Source organism: Acrocarpospora phusangensis (genome assembly GCF_016862995.1).
Lineage (GTDB): Bacteria > Actinomycetota > Actinomycetes > Streptosporangiales > Streptosporangiaceae > Acrocarpospora > Acrocarpospora phusangensis.
In genome coordinates this window covers 58,345-76,325 of sequence record NZ_BOOA01000011.1, presented here as the reverse complement: position 1 = coordinate 76,325, position 17,981 = coordinate 58,345, and the positions used below count along the sequence as shown (strand labels likewise).

The 17,981-nt window shown below is 68.9% G+C and carries 19 protein-coding genes and 2 riboswitches; of the genes, 13 read left to right on the top strand and 6 right to left on the bottom strand.

Going from position 1 to position 17,981, the window contains the following annotated elements; all coding sequences use genetic code 11:
* The first annotated feature begins 54 nt into the window (after positions 1-54).
* Positions 55-262: riboswitch (cobalamin riboswitch) on the top strand.
* A gap of 133 nt (positions 263-395) precedes the next feature.
* On the top strand, positions 396-2,696 hold the full coding sequence (gene metE / locus Aph01nite_RS09370; protein WP_204040384.1) for a 5-methyltetrahydropteroyltriglutamate--homocysteine S-methyltransferase: 2,301 nt from the start codon (positions 396-398) through the stop codon (positions 2,694-2,696).
* 112 nt (positions 2,697-2,808) lie between these two features.
* Here the strand turns inward: metE and Aph01nite_RS09365 are convergent, their stop codons facing one another.
* The 3 genes from Aph01nite_RS09365 to cobF all read right to left on the bottom strand — a co-directional run bounded on the left by Aph01nite_RS09365 (position 2,809) and on the right by cobF (position 4,804).
* The gene (locus Aph01nite_RS09365) at positions 2,809-3,144 is read right to left on the bottom strand and encodes a (2Fe-2S) ferredoxin domain-containing protein (protein ID WP_239161522.1); all 336 of its coding nucleotides are present in this window, start codon (positions 3,142-3,144) and stop codon (positions 2,809-2,811) included.
* Positions 3,141-3,794, bottom strand: coding sequence for a (2Fe-2S)-binding protein (locus Aph01nite_RS09360; RefSeq protein ID WP_204040383.1), 654 nt, complete (start codon positions 3,792-3,794; stop codon positions 3,141-3,143). The genes Aph01nite_RS09365 and Aph01nite_RS09360 overlap by 4 nt, the downstream gene beginning before the upstream one ends.
* 56 nt (positions 3,795-3,850) lie before the next feature.
* Positions 3,851-3,976: riboswitch (cobalamin riboswitch) on the bottom strand.
* 93 nt (positions 3,977-4,069) lie between these two features.
* Positions 4,070-4,804, bottom strand: a complete 735-nt coding sequence (gene cobF / locus Aph01nite_RS09355; protein ID WP_204040382.1) for a precorrin-6A synthase (deacetylating) — start codon at positions 4,802-4,804, stop codon at positions 4,070-4,072.
* Positions 4,805-4,815: 11 nt separating this feature from the next.
* Here cobF and Aph01nite_RS09350 point away from each other — a divergent pair, with 11 nt between their 5' ends.
* Positions 4,816-5,046 (top strand): transposase family protein, encoded by a 231-nt coding sequence (locus tag Aph01nite_RS09350; RefSeq protein WP_275418917.1) that lies wholly within the window; start codon positions 4,816-4,818, stop codon positions 5,044-5,046.
* Between the two features lie 40 nt (positions 5,047-5,086).
* Positions 5,087-5,218, top strand: coding sequence for a hypothetical protein (locus tag Aph01nite_RS42070; RefSeq protein ID WP_275418915.1), 132 nt, complete (start codon positions 5,087-5,089; stop codon positions 5,216-5,218).
* Here the strand turns inward: Aph01nite_RS42070 and Aph01nite_RS09345 are convergent.
* Positions 5,194-6,675 (bottom strand): hypothetical protein, encoded by a 1,482-nt coding sequence (locus Aph01nite_RS09345; protein WP_204040380.1) that lies wholly within the window; start codon positions 6,673-6,675, stop codon positions 5,194-5,196. The two genes, Aph01nite_RS42070 and Aph01nite_RS09345, sit on opposite strands and share 25 nt — an antisense overlap.
* Before the next feature lie 379 nt (positions 6,676-7,054).
* On the opposite strand from Aph01nite_RS09345, the gene Aph01nite_RS09340 reads away from it, so the two are divergent.
* Complete coding sequence (locus Aph01nite_RS09340) at positions 7,055-7,249, top strand: hypothetical protein (RefSeq protein ID WP_204040379.1); 195 nt, start codon at positions 7,055-7,057, stop codon at positions 7,247-7,249.
* A gap of 344 nt (positions 7,250-7,593) precedes the next feature.
* Here the strand turns inward: Aph01nite_RS09340 and Aph01nite_RS09335 are convergent, their stop codons facing one another.
* Positions 7,594-7,881 (bottom strand): hypothetical protein, encoded by a 288-nt coding sequence (locus Aph01nite_RS09335; protein ID WP_204040378.1) that lies wholly within the window; start codon positions 7,879-7,881, stop codon positions 7,594-7,596.
* Positions 7,882-8,139: 258 nt separating this feature from the next.
* Between Aph01nite_RS09335 and Aph01nite_RS41250 the strand changes: the two genes are divergently transcribed.
* The gene (locus tag Aph01nite_RS41250; RefSeq protein ID WP_239161521.1) at positions 8,140-8,457 is read left to right on the top strand and encodes a hypothetical protein; all 318 of its coding nucleotides are present in this window, start codon (positions 8,140-8,142) and stop codon (positions 8,455-8,457) included.
* 622 nt (positions 8,458-9,079) lie between these two features.
* Here Aph01nite_RS41250 and Aph01nite_RS09325 read toward each other — a convergent pair.
* Positions 9,080-9,757 (bottom strand): TetR/AcrR family transcriptional regulator C-terminal domain-containing protein, encoded by a 678-nt coding sequence (locus Aph01nite_RS09325; protein WP_204040377.1) that lies wholly within the window; start codon positions 9,755-9,757, stop codon positions 9,080-9,082.
* 89 nt (positions 9,758-9,846) lie between these two features.
* Between Aph01nite_RS09325 and Aph01nite_RS09320 the strand changes: the two genes are divergently transcribed.
* The 8 genes from Aph01nite_RS09320 to Aph01nite_RS09285 all read left to right on the top strand — a co-directional run bounded on the left by Aph01nite_RS09320 (position 9,847) and on the right by Aph01nite_RS09285 (position 17,854).
* A complete protein-coding gene (locus tag Aph01nite_RS09320) occupies positions 9,847-10,344 on the top strand; it encodes a hypothetical protein (protein ID WP_204040376.1) in 498 nt (165 codons plus the stop codon).
* A gap of 144 nt (positions 10,345-10,488) precedes the next feature.
* Complete coding sequence (gene kdpF, locus Aph01nite_RS09315) at positions 10,489-10,587, top strand: K(+)-transporting ATPase subunit F (protein WP_204040375.1); 99 nt, start codon at positions 10,489-10,491, stop codon at positions 10,585-10,587.
* Positions 10,587-12,701: a potassium-transporting ATPase subunit KdpB gene (gene kdpB, locus Aph01nite_RS09310; protein ID WP_204040374.1), complete on the top strand. Its 2,115-nt coding sequence runs from the start codon at positions 10,587-10,589 to the stop codon at positions 12,699-12,701. Before kdpF ends, kdpB begins: the two co-directional genes overlap by 1 nt.
* On the top strand, positions 12,698-13,540 hold the full coding sequence (locus Aph01nite_RS09305) for a potassium-transporting ATPase subunit C (RefSeq protein WP_204040373.1): 843 nt from the start codon (positions 12,698-12,700) through the stop codon (positions 13,538-13,540). Before kdpB ends, Aph01nite_RS09305 begins: the two co-directional genes overlap by 4 nt.
* A gap of 2 nt (positions 13,541-13,542) precedes the next feature.
* Entirely contained in the window at positions 13,543-15,198 is a 1,656-nt protein-coding gene (gene kdpA / locus Aph01nite_RS09300; RefSeq protein ID WP_204040372.1) for a potassium-transporting ATPase subunit KdpA, read from the top strand.
* A gap of 115 nt (positions 15,199-15,313) precedes the next feature.
* Positions 15,314-15,757: a CBS domain-containing protein gene (locus tag Aph01nite_RS09295; protein WP_204040371.1), complete on the top strand. Its 444-nt coding sequence runs from the start codon at positions 15,314-15,316 to the stop codon at positions 15,755-15,757.
* Positions 15,754-17,034 carry an ArsB/NhaD family transporter gene (locus tag Aph01nite_RS09290; RefSeq protein WP_204040370.1) on the top strand — a complete coding sequence of 427 codons (1,281 nt, stop codon included), beginning with the start codon at positions 15,754-15,756 and terminating at the stop codon, positions 17,032-17,034. Before Aph01nite_RS09295 ends, Aph01nite_RS09290 begins: the two co-directional genes overlap by 4 nt.
* A gap of 277 nt (positions 17,035-17,311) precedes the next feature.
* Positions 17,312-17,854, top strand: a complete 543-nt coding sequence (locus Aph01nite_RS09285) for a class I SAM-dependent methyltransferase (RefSeq protein WP_239161520.1) — start codon at positions 17,312-17,314, stop codon at positions 17,852-17,854.
* Positions 17,855-17,981 lie beyond the last annotated feature (127 nt).

Below are 17,981 nucleotides of genomic sequence, written 5' to 3'. Positions count from 1 at the left end.
TCCGGGGCGGAATCCGGCATCCGGACGCGGTTTTCCCCCGGACACGGTTGGGCCATAGGGTGGGAGCGCAGTCGGTTCGCCCTGCCGGCCAGGCAGGGCGTCGCAAGAGGGAACCCGGTGCGAATCCGGGACTGCCCCGCAGCGGTGAGTGGGAACGACCGCCGTCATCGAGCACTCGGCCTCAGGGCCGGGGAAGCGACGGCCAGTAGGAGTGCGCACGACGCCCACGAGTCCGAAGACCTGCCACTGTCCGCGCGCGTCCGCGCGCGGGAACGTCGACGGCCTCGAGGGCGGGCCGGAGGAGCAGGCGGACGCCGTACATGTGGTCCGTGCTGTGGCCGTGCCTTCGCTTGAGTGCCGCCGGATGTCTTCCGTGACTCGCGAAGGAGAGTTTCGTGACCGAGCGTCCGCTCGCCACCGTGTACGGCTACCCGCGTCAGGGTGCCGGCCGTGAACTGAAGAAGGCCATCGAGGGCTACTGGGCAGGCAAGGTGAGCGCCGACCAGCTGCGCTCCACCGCCGCGCAGCTTCGCCGGACCACCTGGCGTGAACTGGCCGACGCCGGCCTGGACGAGGTGCCCTCCGGCGACTTCTCGCTGTACGACCACGTGCTGGACACCAGCGTCATGGTGGGCGCCGTCCCCGAGCGGCACCGGGCCGCCGTCGAGGCCGACGCCCTGGACGGCTACTTCGCCATGGCCAGGGGCACCCAGGATCTCGCCCCGCTGGAGATGACCAAGTGGTTCGACACCAACTACCACTACCTGGTGCCCGAACTCGGACCCGAGACCGTGTTCACCGCCGATCCCGCCAAGCAGCTCGGCGAACTGAACGAGGCGCTGAGCCAGGGGCACACGCCCCGGCCGGTGCTGGTCGGCCCGGTCACCTACCTGCTGCTGTCCAAGCCCGCCCCCGGCGTCGCCTCGGACTTCGACCCGCTCTCGCTCCTTGACCAGCTGCTTCCCGTCTACGCGGAGGTGCTCACCGCCCTGCGCCAGGCGGGTGCCGAGTGGGTGCAGCTCGATGAGCTGGCATTCGTCCAAGACCAGCCGCAGCCGGCCCTGGACGCACTGGCCGGCGCCTACCAGCTGCTGGGAGGCTTGGCGGAGCGTCCCAAGATCCTGGTCACGAGCTACTTCGACCGCCTCGGCGCGGCCCTTCCCGTCCTGTCCGCCGCGCCCGTCGACGGCCTCGGCCTGGACTTCACCGGCGCGGCGGCGGCCAACCTGGACGACCTGGCCGCCGTCGGCGGCCTGCCCGGCAAGCGCCTGGTCGCCGGGGTCGTGGACGGACGGAACATCTGGATCAACGACTTCGAGCGGTCCCTGGCGACGCTGTCGGCGCTGGCCGGCCTCGCCGGCCGCGTGGACGTCGCCGCTTCCTGCTCCCTCCTGCACGTACCGCACGACGTCGAGCTGGAGAGCGACCTGGACCCGGAGGTCAAGCGCTGGCTGGCCTTCGCCCGGCAGAAGACCGCCGAGGTCGTCACCCTCGCCCGGGGCCTCGCCGGCGGTCCGGACGCCGTCGCCGGACTCGTCGAGGACAACCAGGCGGCCCTGCGGTCGCGGGCGGAGTCGGCGCTGACCCGCGATCCCGCCGTCCGGTCGCGGACGGAGGCCGTCACCGACGCCGACGCCCGCCGCCCGCGGCCGTACGGTGAGCGGGCCGCCGCCCAGCGTGCCAGGCTCAAGCTGCCGCTGCTGCCCACCACGACGATCGGCTCCTTCCCGCAGACCCGCGAACTGAGGGTCGCCCGCGCCGACCTGCGCGCGGGCAGGATCGACCAGGCCGCCTACGACGAGCGCATCGCGGCGGAGATCCGCCAGGTCCTCGCCTTCCAGGAGGAGGCCGGGCTCGACGTCCTGGTCCACGGCGAGCCCGAGCGCAACGACATGGTCCAGTACTTCGCCGAGCAGCTCGACGGGTACGTGGCCACCCAGCACGGCTGGGTGCAGTCCTACGGCACCCGGTACGTGCGCCCGCCGATCCTGGCCGGCGACATCTCCCGGCCGGCGCCGATGACCCTGCGCTGGACCGCCTACGCGCAGTCGCAGACCAGCCGCCCGGTCAAGGGCATGCTGACCGGCCCGGTCACCATGCTGGCCTGGTCCTTCGTCCGCGACGACCAGCCGCTCGGCGAGACCGCCCGCCAGGTCGCCCTCGCCCTGCGCGACGAGGTGGCCGATCTGGAGGCGGCGGGCAGCGCGGTCATCCAGGTGGACGAGCCCGCCCTGCGGGAGACGCTGCCGCTGCGCGCCGCCGGCCGTGCCGCCTACCTGGCGTGGGCGAGCGAGGCGTTCCGGCTGGCCACCTCCGGCGTACGCGACGACACCCAGATCCACACCCACATGTGCTACGCCGAGTTCGGCGAGATCCTGGCCGCCATTGACGACCTGGACGCCGATGTGATCAGTTTGGAGGCGGCCCGCTCCCACATGCAGGTGGCGCGTGAACTGGCCGACGCGGACTATCCGCGCGAGGTCGGTCCCGGCGTCTACGACATCCACTCGCCCCGCGTGCCGGACGTGGCCGAGGTCGCCGCCCTGCTGCGCAAGGGACTCGACGCGATCCCGGTCGAGCGGCTGTGGGGCAACCCCGACTGCGGGTTGAAGACCCGCGGCTGGGAAGAGGTCAGGAGCTCACTGCGGAACCTCACCGCGGCCGCACGCCAGGTCCGGGAAGGCCACCTCGGCTGAGCGATTTCGCGGGGCCCGGCGCCGAGCCGGGCCCCGCGCCCCGGACTGACGGCGAAAGGACGATCGTGCCGCGAACGGCTCCCGGCCCGCGACAGCAGACCTGACGCCGCGCTCATCCGCGCTTTCTGGGCGGCGCGAAGCGATGCAGCTCCAGGACCGCCGGGAGCGGCGCCAGTCCCGGGCCCCCGGCGCGTACCCAGGCCACGATGTCCTCCGTGGCGTCCTCATGGTTGACCAGCGACAGCCACACCGGCCGCCCGCCCGCCACCCGCCCTTCCCGGGTCGGCTGCACGATGACCACGTTGGCCTGATCGCACACATCCAGGCAGTCGGTGACGCGCACCTCGCCGGCTCCGGCCAGGCGGCGGACCTGCTCGTCGTGGTCCAGCCCCGGCGCTTTCCGCAGGCTGCCGCAGCAGCAGTCGCGGCATACGGTGATCTTGTTCACGCGGTCCTTCCGTCCTGGGCCAGTACGCAGTCGCCGCAGATGCCGCCTCCCGGAATCCGGTAGTACAGACAGCAGCTACGCCGCACGAAGAACGGCTCCCCGGCGAACCGCCCGGTTTCCCGCAGCCGGCCGAGCCGGAGCAGCCCGGCGCCCAGGTCCAGAGCCCGGCGGGAACGGGGCAGCATGCGCAGGCTCCCGGCCATCGCCGAAGCCGCGTTTCCCCACACGATGTGCGGCGAGAGCGGGACCACGGCGCGCAGGGTTGCGGCCAGCGGTTCCAGCAGCCCGTCCACGACCTGCGCGTACAGCCCCTCGGCGGACAGCGGGAGGGTCGCGGGCGCGCTCAGCCGCAGCGGCAGCGGACCCGTCTCGACCGGCCGCCACAACACCGTCCGCGGATCCAGGACCAGCAGCAGCCCGTGACCGACCGCCAGGCCGATCGGCGGCGACCAGAACCGGGCGGCCAGTCCCTGGAAGAGGATCGAGGCGGCCACCCGCCGCTCGCCGGTCCCCAGCCGCCGCGCCACCTCATCGACGCGAGCCGCGATCAAGTCGCCGCCGGTCAGCAGGTCACCGAGCGTACGCCAGCCGGCTTCGGGAGGGCCTGTTTCCACCGCGAAATAGCCACCGAGCCCGGCCAGTTCGCGCACCGGCGACCATCCTCTCCCGGGGAGATCCGCCCCGAAGCGCCGAGGGGCGACCGCGTGAGTCTCCTGGCTCCCGGTTCATCACTCCTCCCGGCCTTCCCACCCCTGGCGGGGCAGTGGCCTGTGGCGGGATTCGCTCGCCGGTCACAGTGGCGGGACCGCACCGGATTCGCACCGGTTTCCTCGTTCCGCCGTCGCCTTTCGGGCATCGTCTCACACCCGCCGCAAACGGGAACATATGCCCATGGCGTACGGCGAGGCGCCCGCGCCCGCGAGACTCAGCGGCGCCGCAACAGATAGGTGTCCATGATCCAGCCCTTGCTCTCCCTGGCCCGGGCTCGCGCCTCCCTGATCCGAGGACCCGCCTCAGCCACCGGGCCCGCGATCAGGATTTCGTCGGGTGTGCCGAGGTAGGCGCCCCAGTAGATGTCGAAGTCGTCCAGCCCGTCGAAGGCGTGCCGGGCGTCCAGCATGATCACCATATCGTCGGCGGTGGGGCCCTGTTCGGCGAGCCGCCGCCCGGTGGACAGATGTACGGGCCGGGCGACCCGGGTCAGGCTGATGCGGTGGCGGGCGGTGAGCGCCGACATCGCGCTGATGCCGGGAATGACCTCGATCTCGAAGCCCGTACGAGGCAGCATCTCCAGGCTGGCCAGAGTGCTGTCGTAGACGCCGGGGTCACCCCAGATCAGGAACGCTCCGGTCTGCCCTTCGCCGAGAGCTTCGTCGATCATCTCGTGATAGAGCGTGGCACGGCGTTCCCGCCAGTCCTCCACCGCTTCGGCGTAGGCCGGAGTCAGCCTGTCCCGCTCCGGGTCCGGGGCTGTGACGATGCGGTAGGGCTGCCGGCCATGGTCCTTGATGAACTGGTGGCGGAGGTCGGTCAGGTCGCGTTTCTCCTCTCCCTTGTCGACGACGAAGAAGACGTCGGCGGCCGCGATGGCCTTGACGGCTTGGAGCGTGAGATGGCCGGGGTCGCCGGCGCCGATTCCGATGAGCAGTAACCGCTTCACGGACAACGAGTGTGGCAGAGGACTACTCGACCAGTTCGACGCCGCCCTGCCCGCACTGTGGCCTGGCGTCAAAGCGAGTGCACAGCCGCTACCGGCGCAGGATCGGCGACACCGCGATCGGCGGCCGGGAAACGGTCATCCACCTGCGGGTCCGCCGGTTCTTCTGCCTCAACGCCGGCTGCGAGAAGACGATCTTCGCCGAGCAGGTGCCCGGCGTGACCGTCCGGCACGGGCCGGCGTAGCCCGGGACTCGGCGCGGCGCTCACCGCGCTGGCGCCGGCCGTGGGCGGCCGGGCAGCAGCCCGCCTGTCCGCCCAGCTGTCCAGCGCGGTCAGCGCGATGACCCTGCTGCGGCTGATCGCGCCCTGCCCCAAGGCGCTACCAAGCACTCAGGGGTTGACGCTGAACAAGTAGGACTCGCTCCAAAGGGTGTCTCCGTCACGGTCGAGTGCCTCGACAAGGAGAACGTGATGGTCGGGCGCGGCCGGGGTGATCTTGACGGTGGTGGTGCCGTCCTGGGCGGGAACCCTGACCCATTCCTCGTAATGCCCGTCGGGCGGCACCAGGCGGTAGGCGTACTCGGCGATGAGATCGGCAAGTCCGTTGCCGGTGAAGGTGAACTCGCCGGGAACGCCCACGCCGCCGCCGTACTGGGATTCCGGATAGGCGTCGGAGCTGATCGTCGGGAGCGGCACCTCGTTGACGGTGTAGGAGTAAACGGTGTCCGGGCTGGGGTTCCCCGCGCCGTCGTATGCCGTGAATTGCCGGGTTTGCGGGCCCGCCGTAAGCGGTTTGATCAGGACCGCCGTTTCCGTGGTGATGCTGTGGTCGCCGTCGCAACAGTAGAAGAAGATGTCGGGTACCCCGTTGGGGTCGATGACGAACGTGCCGGGCTGCTCGATCCTTCCAGCGACCTGGCCTTCCGGGTAGTCGGCCGACGAAACGATCGGGGCCTTGTCGGGTGCGGTCATGTCGATCGTGAAGTCGTACCAGTCGCTCCACGGGCTGAGCGTCGTGCCGTCGTCGGTGCGTACCCGCCACTGGTATTTTCCGCTTTCTACCAGTTGCTCTGCCGGTACCGTCACGCACTGTGGCCGATCGGCCGGACGGAATGCGGATTTCTCAGCAGCGATCGGAACGCCGTCGGCGGTACGCCACTCGAAATGGGCCCGCAGGGCCTGCCCGTTGTCGCGATCGGTGAGCAGGGCGTTGAAGGTCGGCGTCAGCACATTCGTGGCCGGCAGCTTCTCCGGCACGCCGTGGGTGAACCCGCACTGATCGTGCCATGGTAGCCACAGTCGCACAGGTTTGTCCGGCTTGGTGTTGTTGACCTGAATAGCACCCGTACCCGCCCGGATTACGGCGATTGTCCCGGTAGCCTTCTCGTCGGCCAATCGCAGCCCCACCGTGATCTTCTTCTGGTCGAGGAACCGGGTCATCGACCACTCCGCGATCTGCTCGCCGCAGTTGTCCGTGAACTGTAGCGTGGCAATCTTCTTCTTCCATTGCGGTTGATTCCGCCATGTCGTCTTCGGCGTGATATTTCCGGTTTCCCATAACTCCACGTCGGCGGGGCATCCGCCGACGCCGAGCAGGACATTTCTAAACCATCCGGTCCTGACCCGATCCCGGATGCCAGACAGGTCGAACTGGTAGAACGCCCGGGTGAGCCCGTCGGGCGTGTGCCCGGTGAGGAGGTACGGCGTCGTGTTCCAGAAGCCCTGGTCGGGAAGGCCCTTCGCTACGTACGTCCAGGCCTGAGCGGGAACGACCGAACCGGTCGCGGCGCGTGCGGTTTCCGGTAGCCCGACCAGGGTGAGGGATAAAAGCAGGGTGGTGAGGAGGAATATCCGTATGCTACGAGATCGCATCTGTGCCTCCGGGCACGTTGGGCGGATCGTGCGACATCGGGAAATCGGCTGATCACAGCGCGCCATGAATCCCCGTTATGGCAGACCGCCCGCCTTGGCTCTCCCCAGAGCCCCCGTTTCACGGCGTCGACGATCGGCCGTATGGCCGCACTTTACTCTCCCCTTGGCCCTCCGCGGCAAGGCCGTATATTTCGTGATTCACATGCTTTGCCCTCTTCGCGCACAATAACACTGTCATGTTTATTCATCGACAGGAAGTGCGCGATGGGACACGCCGTCGTCCTCGGCGCGAATATGCGCTGGCGCAGCAGGTCAGATTCGTCGTCTCCGGTCACCGCCTGGTCCGCGACCATCGCGGTCCCACCATGCTCCAGCTTCCATGGCCTGCGAGGGCGACCGCTGGCTGCTCACCGTCGCGGGCATGGCCGGCGACCATCCGCCCACCGACCCGGACGAACTGCTCGCCAACACCAAGACCTGCGCCCCGCCGGACGTCTACGACGTCCTCACCAATTCCGAGCGACTCTCCGACACGATCACCCACCCGTTCCCGGCCGGCCTGCGCCGCCGCTGACTCGCGAGGTGCTGCGCCAGGCCGAGCCCGATCTCGAACGCGGAGCCTCTTCACTATGCGGTCTGCGGATGCGGGCCGCAAGCGACATATACGCGACGTTGACGGGTTCACTGTAGAGAACGCATCAATGGCCGTCAGAAGGCGCACCGGCTGCGTCAACATCGCGTGAGTATTCGCGCGCTCCGCGTCCGGATCCCGTATCGGGGCTTATCGTCACCACATCCGCCTCCTCCAGGTGGAGAACGATGATCGACTCTGCCAGGAAGGCAGCCTGATGTGCATGGTTCAGCAGGACCGCGCCGGACTGATTCCCTGATTACAGGGAGCGCCTCGGGAAACGATAATCAGGGTTTGCGGCCGAGGCGATGCAGAATCGTCAGGGCAGTAGCCACACAGTGTCGGCAGAAGGCGGCGACGCGCCCTTCCGCGCACGAGCAGTACCAGCGCAGACCGGCTTCGGTGACGGCGAGTTCGACGCGGGTCGCGGGTCCCTCCACCTCGGCGACGACCGAAGCCGGGGTGAAGCGCAGAACCTGCACGTGGCCGGCTCTTTCCAGGTCACCTCCTTGCGAACGCGCCTCCTGGGTTGCGTCGATGACCTGTAACTCGGCCAGATCAACCAGTGATCGCATGGAGGCCTCCCGGTCTTTCCACGTCAACGCGCACCCGCGAAGCTGAGGTTCCTTCTGGTCTGATCCTCTACGCGAGCCGAGACATCAGTGACAGATCTTGACGTTTTCCATACGCGTCCCCTGCGTGCATGTTCCGCCGGAGCCGATGAAGCGCTCGATGTCACGCCAGGCCGAGGCCGAGGGGGAACGCCGCGCCCGCGTGATCACCGCGGACGGTGAATTCCAGGTGCGCAGAAGCTCGCCGACGCTTCGGCGATCATGTCCGAGACGCCGGGAGCCCTGCAATTGCGGCTGTTGCAGACCGTGGTGGAGGTCGCGGCCGAGAAGAACTCCACCCTGGTCATGTCGTTCCCGGTCGAGATGCTGCGATTCTTCGACCGGATCACGCAACCCGCACGGGCCGCGGAGGCGTCATCGCCGGGTGATTCGGCTGAACCCGAGTCGCCTCCGGGGGAGGACGGCCCCCGAGCCCTCACCGAGGCCGCCGAAGGTCAGGGCGGCGGCGAGGAACTGCGCGCGGTCCCCGCCTCGCGTACCCGTCTGTACCGTGATAGCGGGCTGGGACAGCTTTCGTGATCTGGTCGGACATGGTGTCGGCTCTCTGCTGTACGGCCTGCCCAAGCAAGTCGCCGACGGCACCGAGATGGCCGGGGCGATCATGCTGGTCTACGCCTCCTGGGGCGGTCAAGCGAGCACCCTTGCTCCGGCCGTTCCGGATGACGACACCCAGGCTCGCGGGCGCGCCCGTGACGCCACCGGCTGGTCGTCTCATCCGTGCCGAGTTCTCCAGAGGACGCTAGGGCGACCCCGGCTGGGTAGAGGTAGTGCTGTGACCTCGGCAAACATGTGGTGGTTGACCGCGTCACAGCCCAGCTCACCGAGCTGCTGCACCTGCGCGGCTGTCGGTTCGAGTACGGCACCCTGATCAGCCATCCCCTCGCCTGGAACAGGATGGCACCGTGATCTGGGGCCGCAAACGCTGGAACGTCGAGACGTCAACCGTTACGGCCGTTCGCGGAAACGCCGAGTAGACGCCTGATCTCAGCCGGACCTGACGAAGGCCCCCGACGTGCTGGCGAGCTCGGTCGCGTTCCGCCGCCGTGATGGTATTGCAGAGCGATCAGCCGGCGTCCGCACTCTGGCCGACGTTGGCCGAGGCCACACGAGCTGTTGAAAGGGCCTTGCGTACGCGATCCCGTCACAATCCCTGGCCGTGGTCATGATGTGGACGTGAAAGGCGCCACTCCAACCCGGCGAGGAGAGTGTGGAGTCCGAACTCGAAAGGATCCCCGGGCGGGGCTGCGATGGCGGGGCTGATGCGGGCTCGCAGGCGGGGGAAGGCCTGGGCGATCTCGAGTATTTCCGCGGTGACGTCCTGGAGTTCCTTGTCGGTATCGGCACCGCTCCGTCGCAGATGGGCCCGCCAGGCCGCCTGCGCCGCCTCGCCCTGTGCGGCGCCGATCACGAACATGAGGACGGTGGCAGCCGCCTGATCGGCCCCGTCTTCGGTGAAGCCGGCCGACTCGTAGACCGTCAGGGACCGCTCGTCGAAGCGGGCCTTGTTGGGCCCGTAGATCAGGTGCGTGCTCATCGCCGGGATCAGCCAGAAGTGCCGTACGACCATCGCATACGCGCCGCGCGCCAGCGACGCCGCGGCTTCCCGCCATCCGACCCTGGGCGTGTCGGGCATCACTATCTCGCCGAACACGTGGTCGGCGGCGAGAACCACCAGCTTGTCCTTGTTCTTCACGTGGTGGTACATCGCCGAGGGAGCCGACCCCAGATGTGCGCCCAAACGGCGCAGGTTGAGCCCGTTCACTCCTTCGGTGTCGAGCACCTCGACAGCGGCCTGAACGATCTGCTCCTTGGTCAGCATGCCGCTCAGCCTAGTCGGCGTTGAACTTAGTTCAGGCCGTGAGCTACGGTGTTGAACTAAGTTCAAACCGTCCGATGGGAGAGCCGCCCGTGCTTACCGTTGCCGTCCTTCAGTTTCTGCTGGCCCTGACCTATCTGGCTGTCCCGCTCGTCGGTCATCGCCACGGCGTCGCCGCCCAGCGCGCAGCCGACACCGAGATCCGGCGCCAAGGTCACGATCCCGCCGTACTGGTCAAGCACGGTCTCGACTTCACCGCGAGCACCGCCAGCGTGATGGTGTCCGTGGCGATCGCCGCGGGCCTGGCGGCGACCGCCGTGCTGAACCTCGGCGGTCAGCCGCTGCCGACCTGGATCCTTCAGCCCATCCTGCTGATCGCCGGGGGCTTCATCACCACGGCCCAGGTTTTCGTCGGCCGGTACGTACAGGCAGCTCTCCACAAGTCCGGCACGCTGGACATCGACACCCAGGCGCTGCTGGGGGCGGCTGAGGCGGCCTTTCCCGGCTGGTTCCGCCCGCTTGTCGTGACGCGCTTTCTCCTCACGACTGCGGGCTCGCTGGTCATCCTCCTCGTACTGGCTGTCTCCTGACCTGGCAGTCGGCACGTACTGGGTGCGTACGCATGCCCGGGCGTAGAGATCCGGCGCCTGGGCGTGAAGATTGCGTCAAGAGGGGTTGTACCGATCTTCCCGAAGGTTTTCCATGTAGCACGTCATTCTTGTGAAATAACTTCGGTGAAAATCGTGAATGTTGAAAATATTATCTGCCTGTTGGTCGCGGTGGCACTACTCGGCTACCTGATCCTGGCCATCCGCTTCCCGGAGAAGTTCTGATGGCCGTCGAGACGCCCGTGCGACCGGGCTCCATCGATCCCGAAACACCGCAGCGCCGCCGGATCGCCGCCGGGCTGCTCGACCCCCGGCAATTCTGGCAGGCGCTGCCCGAAGCATTGCGCAAGCTGGATCCCCGGACGATGTGGCGCAACCCGGTCATGTTCGTGACTGAGATCGGCGCGGTCCTGACCACCTGGCTGGCCATCCGCACCCCGTCCGGCTTCGGCTGGCTGATCACCGCCTGGCTCTGGCTGACGGTGATCTTCGCCAACCTGGCCGAGGCGATCGCCGAGAGCCGGGGGCAGGCCCAGGCCGACACGCTGCGGCGTACTCGGCGGCAGACCACGGCGCGACGCCTGGGCGAGGAGCGCGTCTGGGAGGCGGTGCCCGCCGATCGGCTGCGCAAGGGCGATGTGGTCGCCGTGGAGGCCGGAGAGATCATCCCGGGCGACGGCGATGTGATCGAGGGGGTCGCCAGTGTCGACGAGTCGGCGATCACCGGCGAGTCGGCCCCCGTCATCCGCGAGTCCGGCGGCGACCGGTGCGCCGTGACCGGAGGCACCCAGGTGCTGTCCGACCGGATCGTGGTGCGGATCACCCAGCAGCCGGGGGAGAGCTTCCTCGACCGGATGATCGCCCTGGTGGAGGGCGCGAAGCGCCAGAAGACGCCCAACGAACTCGCCCTCAACCTGCTCCTCGTCGCGCTGACCTTCATCTTCCTGGTGACCACGGTCACCCTGCAGCCCATGGCGATCTACTCCAAGGAGGTGATGGCCGCCGCGCCCGACACCCTGGCGATCACCGGTACGGGCATCGCCGGGATCGTCCTGGTCGCGTTGCTGGTCTGCCTCATCCCGACCACGATCGGCGCGCTGCTGTCGGCCATCGGCATCGCCGGCATGGATCGCATGGTGCAGCGCAACGTGCTGGCCATGTCGGGCCGCGCCGTGGAGGCCGCCGGCGACGTGCACACCCTGCTGCTGGACAAGACCGGGACCATCACCTTCGGGGATCGGCAGGCCCACGCCTTCATCCCGGTCGGCGGCACCGGCGCCGAGGACCTGGCCGAGGCCGCGCTGCTGGCCAGCCTGGCCGACAAGACCCCGGAGGGCCGCTCCATCCTGGCCCTGGCCCGGCAGAGGACAGGTACGGCCCACGGCGCCGAGGTCGGCGGCGACTGGGTGCCGTTCTCGGCCGCCACCAGAATGTCCGGGGTGGACCTCGGCTCCCGCAGCCTGCGCAAGGGCGCGGTCGCCGCGGTCTCCGCCTGGGTGCGCGGACACGGCGGCGCCGTCCCGGACGAACTCGACGGGATCGTCGAGGCGATCGCGACCTCGGGCGGCACCCCGCTCGCCGTGGCCGATCAGACCCGGGTGCTGGGCGTCATCCAGCTCAAGGACGTGGTCAAGCCCGGCCTGCCGGCGCGCTTCGCCGAGATGCGCCGGATGGGCATCCGCACGGTGATGATCACCGGTGACAATCCGGTCACCGCCAAGGCCATCGCCGAGGAGGCCGGGGTGGACGACTTCCTGGCCGAGGCCACGCCCGAGGACAAGCTCGCGCTGATCAAGCGGGAGCAGGAGGGTGGCCGTCTGGTCGCCATGACCGGGGACGGCACCAACGACGCGCCCGCGCTCGCCCAGGCCGACGTCGGGGTGGCGATGAACACCGGCACGAGCGCCGCCAAAGAGGCGGGCAACATGGTCGACCTCGACTCCGACCCCACGAAGATCGTGGAGATCGTCGAGATCGGCAAACAGCTGCTCATCACCCGCGGCGCGTTGACCACGTTCTCGATCACCAACGACATCGCCAAGTATTTCGCGATCCTCCCGGCGATGTTCGGCGGGATCTACCCGGGGCTGGCGCAGCTCAACATCATGCAGCTGAACTCACCGCTCTCGGCCATCCTGTCCGCGGTCATCTTCAACGCGATCGTCATCGTCGCGCTGATCCCGCTGGCCCTGCGCGGCGTGCGTTACCGGCCGTCCAGCGCATCCACCCTGCTCACCCGCAACCTGTGGGTCTACGGCCTGGGCGGCGTGATCACCCCGTTCGCGGCCATCAAGGCGATCGACCTTCTCGTCCAGTTCATTCCAGGAATCGGATCATGATACGTGTACCCCAGTGGGTCGCCCAGCATCTGGCCGCCCTGCGGGTGGTGCTGGTGCTCACCCTCACGGTCGGCCTGCTCTACCCGCTGGCGATGACCGGAGTCGCCCAAGCCCTCTTCAACCACCAGGCCGACGGCTCCCGGCTGGGCGAGCACGGCAGCGAGCTCATCGGCCAGGACTTCCTGGGCCGCCGCGAGTACTTCCAGAGCCGCCCGTCGGCCGCCGGTGACGGCTACGACCCGGGCGCGACCGCGGCGGGCAACCTCGGCGCCGAGAGCGTCGTCGACACGCTGCCCGCGCCAGACGGTTCGCGGGAGGGAAAGCAGTCGTTGCTCACCCAGGTCTGCGCCCGCTCCAAGGAGGTCGGCGAGCGGGAGGGCGTCAGCGGCGCCAGGCCGTACTGCACGGGCGACGGCGTCGGAGCGGTGCTCGGGGTCTTCCGCGCGGACGGGCTCACCGGCGCGGCCACCCGGGTGGTCAGCCTGAACCAGGCCTGCCCGGCCGCCCCGTTCGTCGCCGTCCACGAAGGCGTGAGAGTGGAATGCGCCACGCCGGGCGAGGACTACGCCAAGGCGCTGGTCGTCCCCATCCGGGGTGAGGTCACGAAGGTCATGGTGCCGGGGGACGCGGTCACCGTCAGCGGCGGCGGCCTCGACCCGCACATCTCCGTGGCGTACGCCCTGCTCCAGGCTCCGCGTGTCGCCAGGGAGCGCGGTCTGAACCCGGCCGACCTGCGCCGGCTCATCGACCGGAACACGACAGGACGTGCCCTCGGCTTCCTCGGCGAACCCGGCGTGAACGTCCTGAAGCTCAACCTCGCACTCGACGGGAAGGCCTGATCATGTACGGCTGGTTCCAGGCGCTGTCCATCCTGTCGCTCCTGCTGATCCTGCATGTCCCGCTCGGCGACTACATGGCCAAGGCCCTGGACGGCGGGCGCCACCTGAAGGTCGAGCGCGCCCTCTACCGGGTCTGCGGCGTCGACCCCGACCGCGAGCAGGACTGGCGCCGCTACCTGCTGGCGCTGGTGGCCTTCTCCACGGTGGGCGTCGCGGCGCTGTTCGCGCTGTTCACCACGCAGGGCATTCTGCCGTGGTCGCTCGGCCACGGCGGCATGCCGTGGGAGCTGGCGCTGCACGCCGCGGTCAGCTTCACCACCAACACCAGCTGGCAGAACTACGCGGGGGAGTCCACCACCGGGCACCTGGCGGTCATGGCCGGCCTCGGCGTGCAGGGCGTCGCCTCCGGCGCCGTCGGCATGTGCGCGGCGCTTGCGCTCACCCGCGGCCTGGCCCGGCGCGGTGGCCTCGGGCTGGGCAATTTCTGGGTGGACCTGGTCCGTAGTGTCTTCCGGGTCTTCCTGCCGTTGGCGGTCGTCTTCGGGGTGGCGCTGATCGCCATGGGCGTACAGCAGAACCTGGACGGCGCGCAGACCGTGAACACCCTCGCGGGCGGCACGCAGACCGTCATCGGCGGCCCGGTCGGCTCCTGGGAGCCGATCAAGCTGATGACCGGTGACGGCGGCGGCTTCTTCAACGCCAGCAGCGCCCACCCCTTCGAGAACCCCACGGCGCTCAGCAACGCCCTGCAGATCCTCATCATGCTGCTGGTCCCGACCGCGTTCATCCGTACCTTCGGCCGCATGACCGGCAACCTGAAGCTGGGCTGGACCCTGCTGGTCGTGGCCGGCATCCTGTTTGCCCTGCTGCTGACCGCGGGCACCCTGGCGCAGAGCGCCACCACCGGCGGCACCGTGGCGCAGGCGGTCGGCGGCCAGCTGGAGGGCACCGAGACCCGCATCGGCGTCCCCGGGAGCACGCTGTTCGGCGTGGCCGCGACGGCCAGCGCGGACGGCGCGCTCAACTCCTCCTACGACAGCTTCGCCAGCCTGGGCGGCGGGGTGCTGCTCGCCGCGATGATGCTGGGCGAGATCGCCCCCGGCGGCACCGGCTCCGGTCTGTACGGCCTGCTCATGGTGGTCCTGGTGGCCGTCTTCCTGGGCGGCCTGATGGTCGGCCGCACCCCGGAGTTCCTGGGCAAGCGCATCGCCTTCGCCGAGATGCGATACGTGGTGCTCTACTCGCTGGTGGCGCCCACGATGATCCTGGGCCTGACCGCGCTGGCCATCGCCCTGCCCGCCGGCCGCTCGTCCATGGGCAACGCGGGAGCGCACGGCCTGACCGAGATCCTGTACGCCTACACCAGCAACGTGAACGGCAACGGCAGCGCGATGGCCGGGCTGAACGGCAACACCGTGTTCTACAACCTCACCATGACGCTGGGCATGCTCGTCGGCCGCTACCTGCCGATCGCGTTCGTCCTGGCGCTGGCCGGGCGGCTGGTCCAGCAGCGGCCTGTGGCGGCCACGGCCGGCACTCTGCGCACCCAGGGCGTCAACTTCGTGGTCCTGGCCACCGGCGGGGCGCTCATCCTGGCACTGCTCAACTTCCTGCCCGCCCTCGCCCTCGGCCCGCTGGCGGACGGACTCCTGGGCTAGCCACGTCACCGGCCGATCCCGGCGTGCTGATCATTGGTATGCTGGGATCCAGGTGCGCCGGGAAGTCTGGTCGGCATGTTCTGTTTCCTCTGGTGAAGCGAAGGATGTGCCCTGGATGCGCGCCCGAGACCTGCTGGCTGTCTCCCCCGTCGTGGGCCTGGATTCCCCCGTCATCGATGCCGCCCGGCTGCTGGCCGAGCAGGATCTGCCCGGTCTGATCGTGGTCGCCGCCGACGGAGCGCCGGTGGCCATCCTGCCCGGCACCCAGGTGCTGCGCCTGGCGGTGCCGGGATACTGCCAGGATGATCCGGCGCTGGCCCGGGTGGTGGACGAGGCACACGCCGACACCCTGTTCGACGACCTGCACGGCCGGACCGTACGCGAGGCGCTTCCCCGCCAGGGCCGTGAGCTCCCGGTCACCGACCCGGACGCCACGGCGCTGGAACTCGCCGCGCTGATGGCCCGTACCCGCAGCCCGCTCGTGGCGATCGTCGAGCACGGCCGGCTGGTGGGCGCGGTGACCCTGCAGGCGCTGCTGGACCGGATGCTCGGCTCGTGAGCGTACTCGCATGGGCGAGTACCGCGGTGTTCCTCACGGCCTACGCGCTGATCGCCACCGAGAAGATCAGCCGGGTCGCGGTCGCGCTGGGCGGCGCCGGGATCATGCTGGCCCTGCACGCCACCGACGCGCGCGCGGCGTTCTTCGCCGAGCACACCGGCGTCGACTGGAACGTCGTGTTCCTGCTGCTCGGCATGATGATCATCGTGGGCGTGCTGAAGGAAACCGGCCTGTTCGAGTACCTGGCGATCTGGGCGGCCAAACGCGCTCGCGGGCGGCCGTTCCGGCTCATGGTCCTCCTGGTGATCATCACCGCGGTCGCCTCGGCGTTGCTGGACAACGTCACCACGGTACTGCTGATCGCCCCGGTTACGTTCCTGGTCTGCGCCCGGCTGGCGCTGCCGGTGGCGCCGTTCCTGATCAGCGAGGCGTTGGCCTCCAACATCGGCGGAGCCGCCACCCTGGTGGGCGATCCGCCGAACATCATCATCGCCAGCCGCGGCAATCTCAGCTTCAACGACTTCCTGGTCCACATGGCCCCGATGGTGATCCTGCTGATGGTGGTCTTCATCGGGCTGTGCTGGCTCCTGTGGGGCCGCCGGCTGCGCTACGACTCCGTCCGGGCGAGCGAGATCATGACGCTGGACGAACGGGAGACGATCGCCGACCGGAAACTGCTGTGGCAGGGGCTGGCGGTCCTCGCCGCGGTGACGGCCGTGTTCGTGCTTCATCCGATCCTGGGGTATGAGCCGTCGGTGGTCGCGCTGCTGGGCGCCGGTGTCCTGGTCGCCGTCACCCGGGTTACCACCGAACAGGCCCTGGCCGAGGTGGAGTGGCCCACGCTGGTGTTCTTCGCAGCGCTGTTCGTCATGGTCGGCGCGTTGGTGGAGACCGGCGTCATCGGGCAGCTCTCGCAGGCCGCGGTGGACGCCACCGCCGGGCGCCCCGGCCTGACCGCGATGGGCCTGCTGGGCGGCTCGGCCGTGCTGTCGGCCATCGTGGACAACATTCCCTACGTGGCCACCATGAGCCCCATCGTGGCGGAACTGGTCAACTCCGGCGGCGGTCAGGTGCAGTGGTGGGCGCTGGCCTTCGGCGCCGACCTGGGCGGCAACGCCACTGCCGTGGGCGCGGCGGCCAACGTGGTCATCCTGGGCATCGCCGCCCGCAACGGCACTCCGATCGGCTTCTGGCAGTTCACCAAGTACGGCCTGATCGTGACGGCGGTCACCGTCACGCTGGTCGCCCCCTACCTGTGGCTGCGCTACCTACTGTGACAGGAGTGCCGCGCCGTCAAGAACCCGTATGAATTCCAGCGTCCCGCGTCGGATTCTCGTATCGAATGCCTTATTCCTCAGAGCCATCGCCGAGAGTGGGATTTATCGGCATATGCGTTCCTGAGGAGGAGTAATGGCGGTGCGCCTTCCCCAGCGTAGTGAGCGGCCTTCTGATACGGATGCGGGTCCTGGCAGGGGCATGGAACAGTTCCACCATCCGCGGCCTGTGTGCACCGGGCGCGGGTCACGACTGCGTCCCACCTCACAACGCGGACAGTTGCTGGCCGGACTGAGCGGGCGGGTCCTGGAGATCGGTGCCGGCGACGGGGTGAAGCTGTTCTGCTATCCGTCGGAGGTGACTGAGATCGTCCTGGTCGAGGCCGACCCCTTCCTGCGGGCCGCCGCCGGAATCACGGCCGCGGAAATGGCCATCCCCGTCCACGTGGCCCAGGGTGACCTGGCCCGGTTGCCGGTGCCGGACGGCTCCTGCGACGCGGTGGTCTGCTCACTCGTCCTGTGCAGCACACAACGACCGGAAGAGGCGCTCGCCGAGGCGAGGCGGGTCTTGCGCCCGGGGGGAGAGTTGCGCTTCTACGAGCATCACCGCTCCGGCAACCCTCTCTGGGCCGCTCTGCAGCGCCTGGTCACGCCCCTCTGGTCTCGCGTGGCCGGCGGCTGCCGTCCCGCCTGCGACCCCCTCTCCACCATTGAGCGATCGGGCTTCCGCATCGACGTCGTGAGCCGTTTCTCCTATTGCCAGGTCGGTCATGTCCTCGGTATCGCAAAGCCTGCGGTCGATGACGAAATTCATACGTTTTGACGGCGCTCATTGTTGTTTTCTTGATGTCGCCGTAAATTGCGCGTAGTTGTCGTAAATAATACTTGCCACGGCATTCTGGGGTCCGGAATAGTAAGGCGCACAAGTCGGGCAAGCGGTCGGGGGAGGG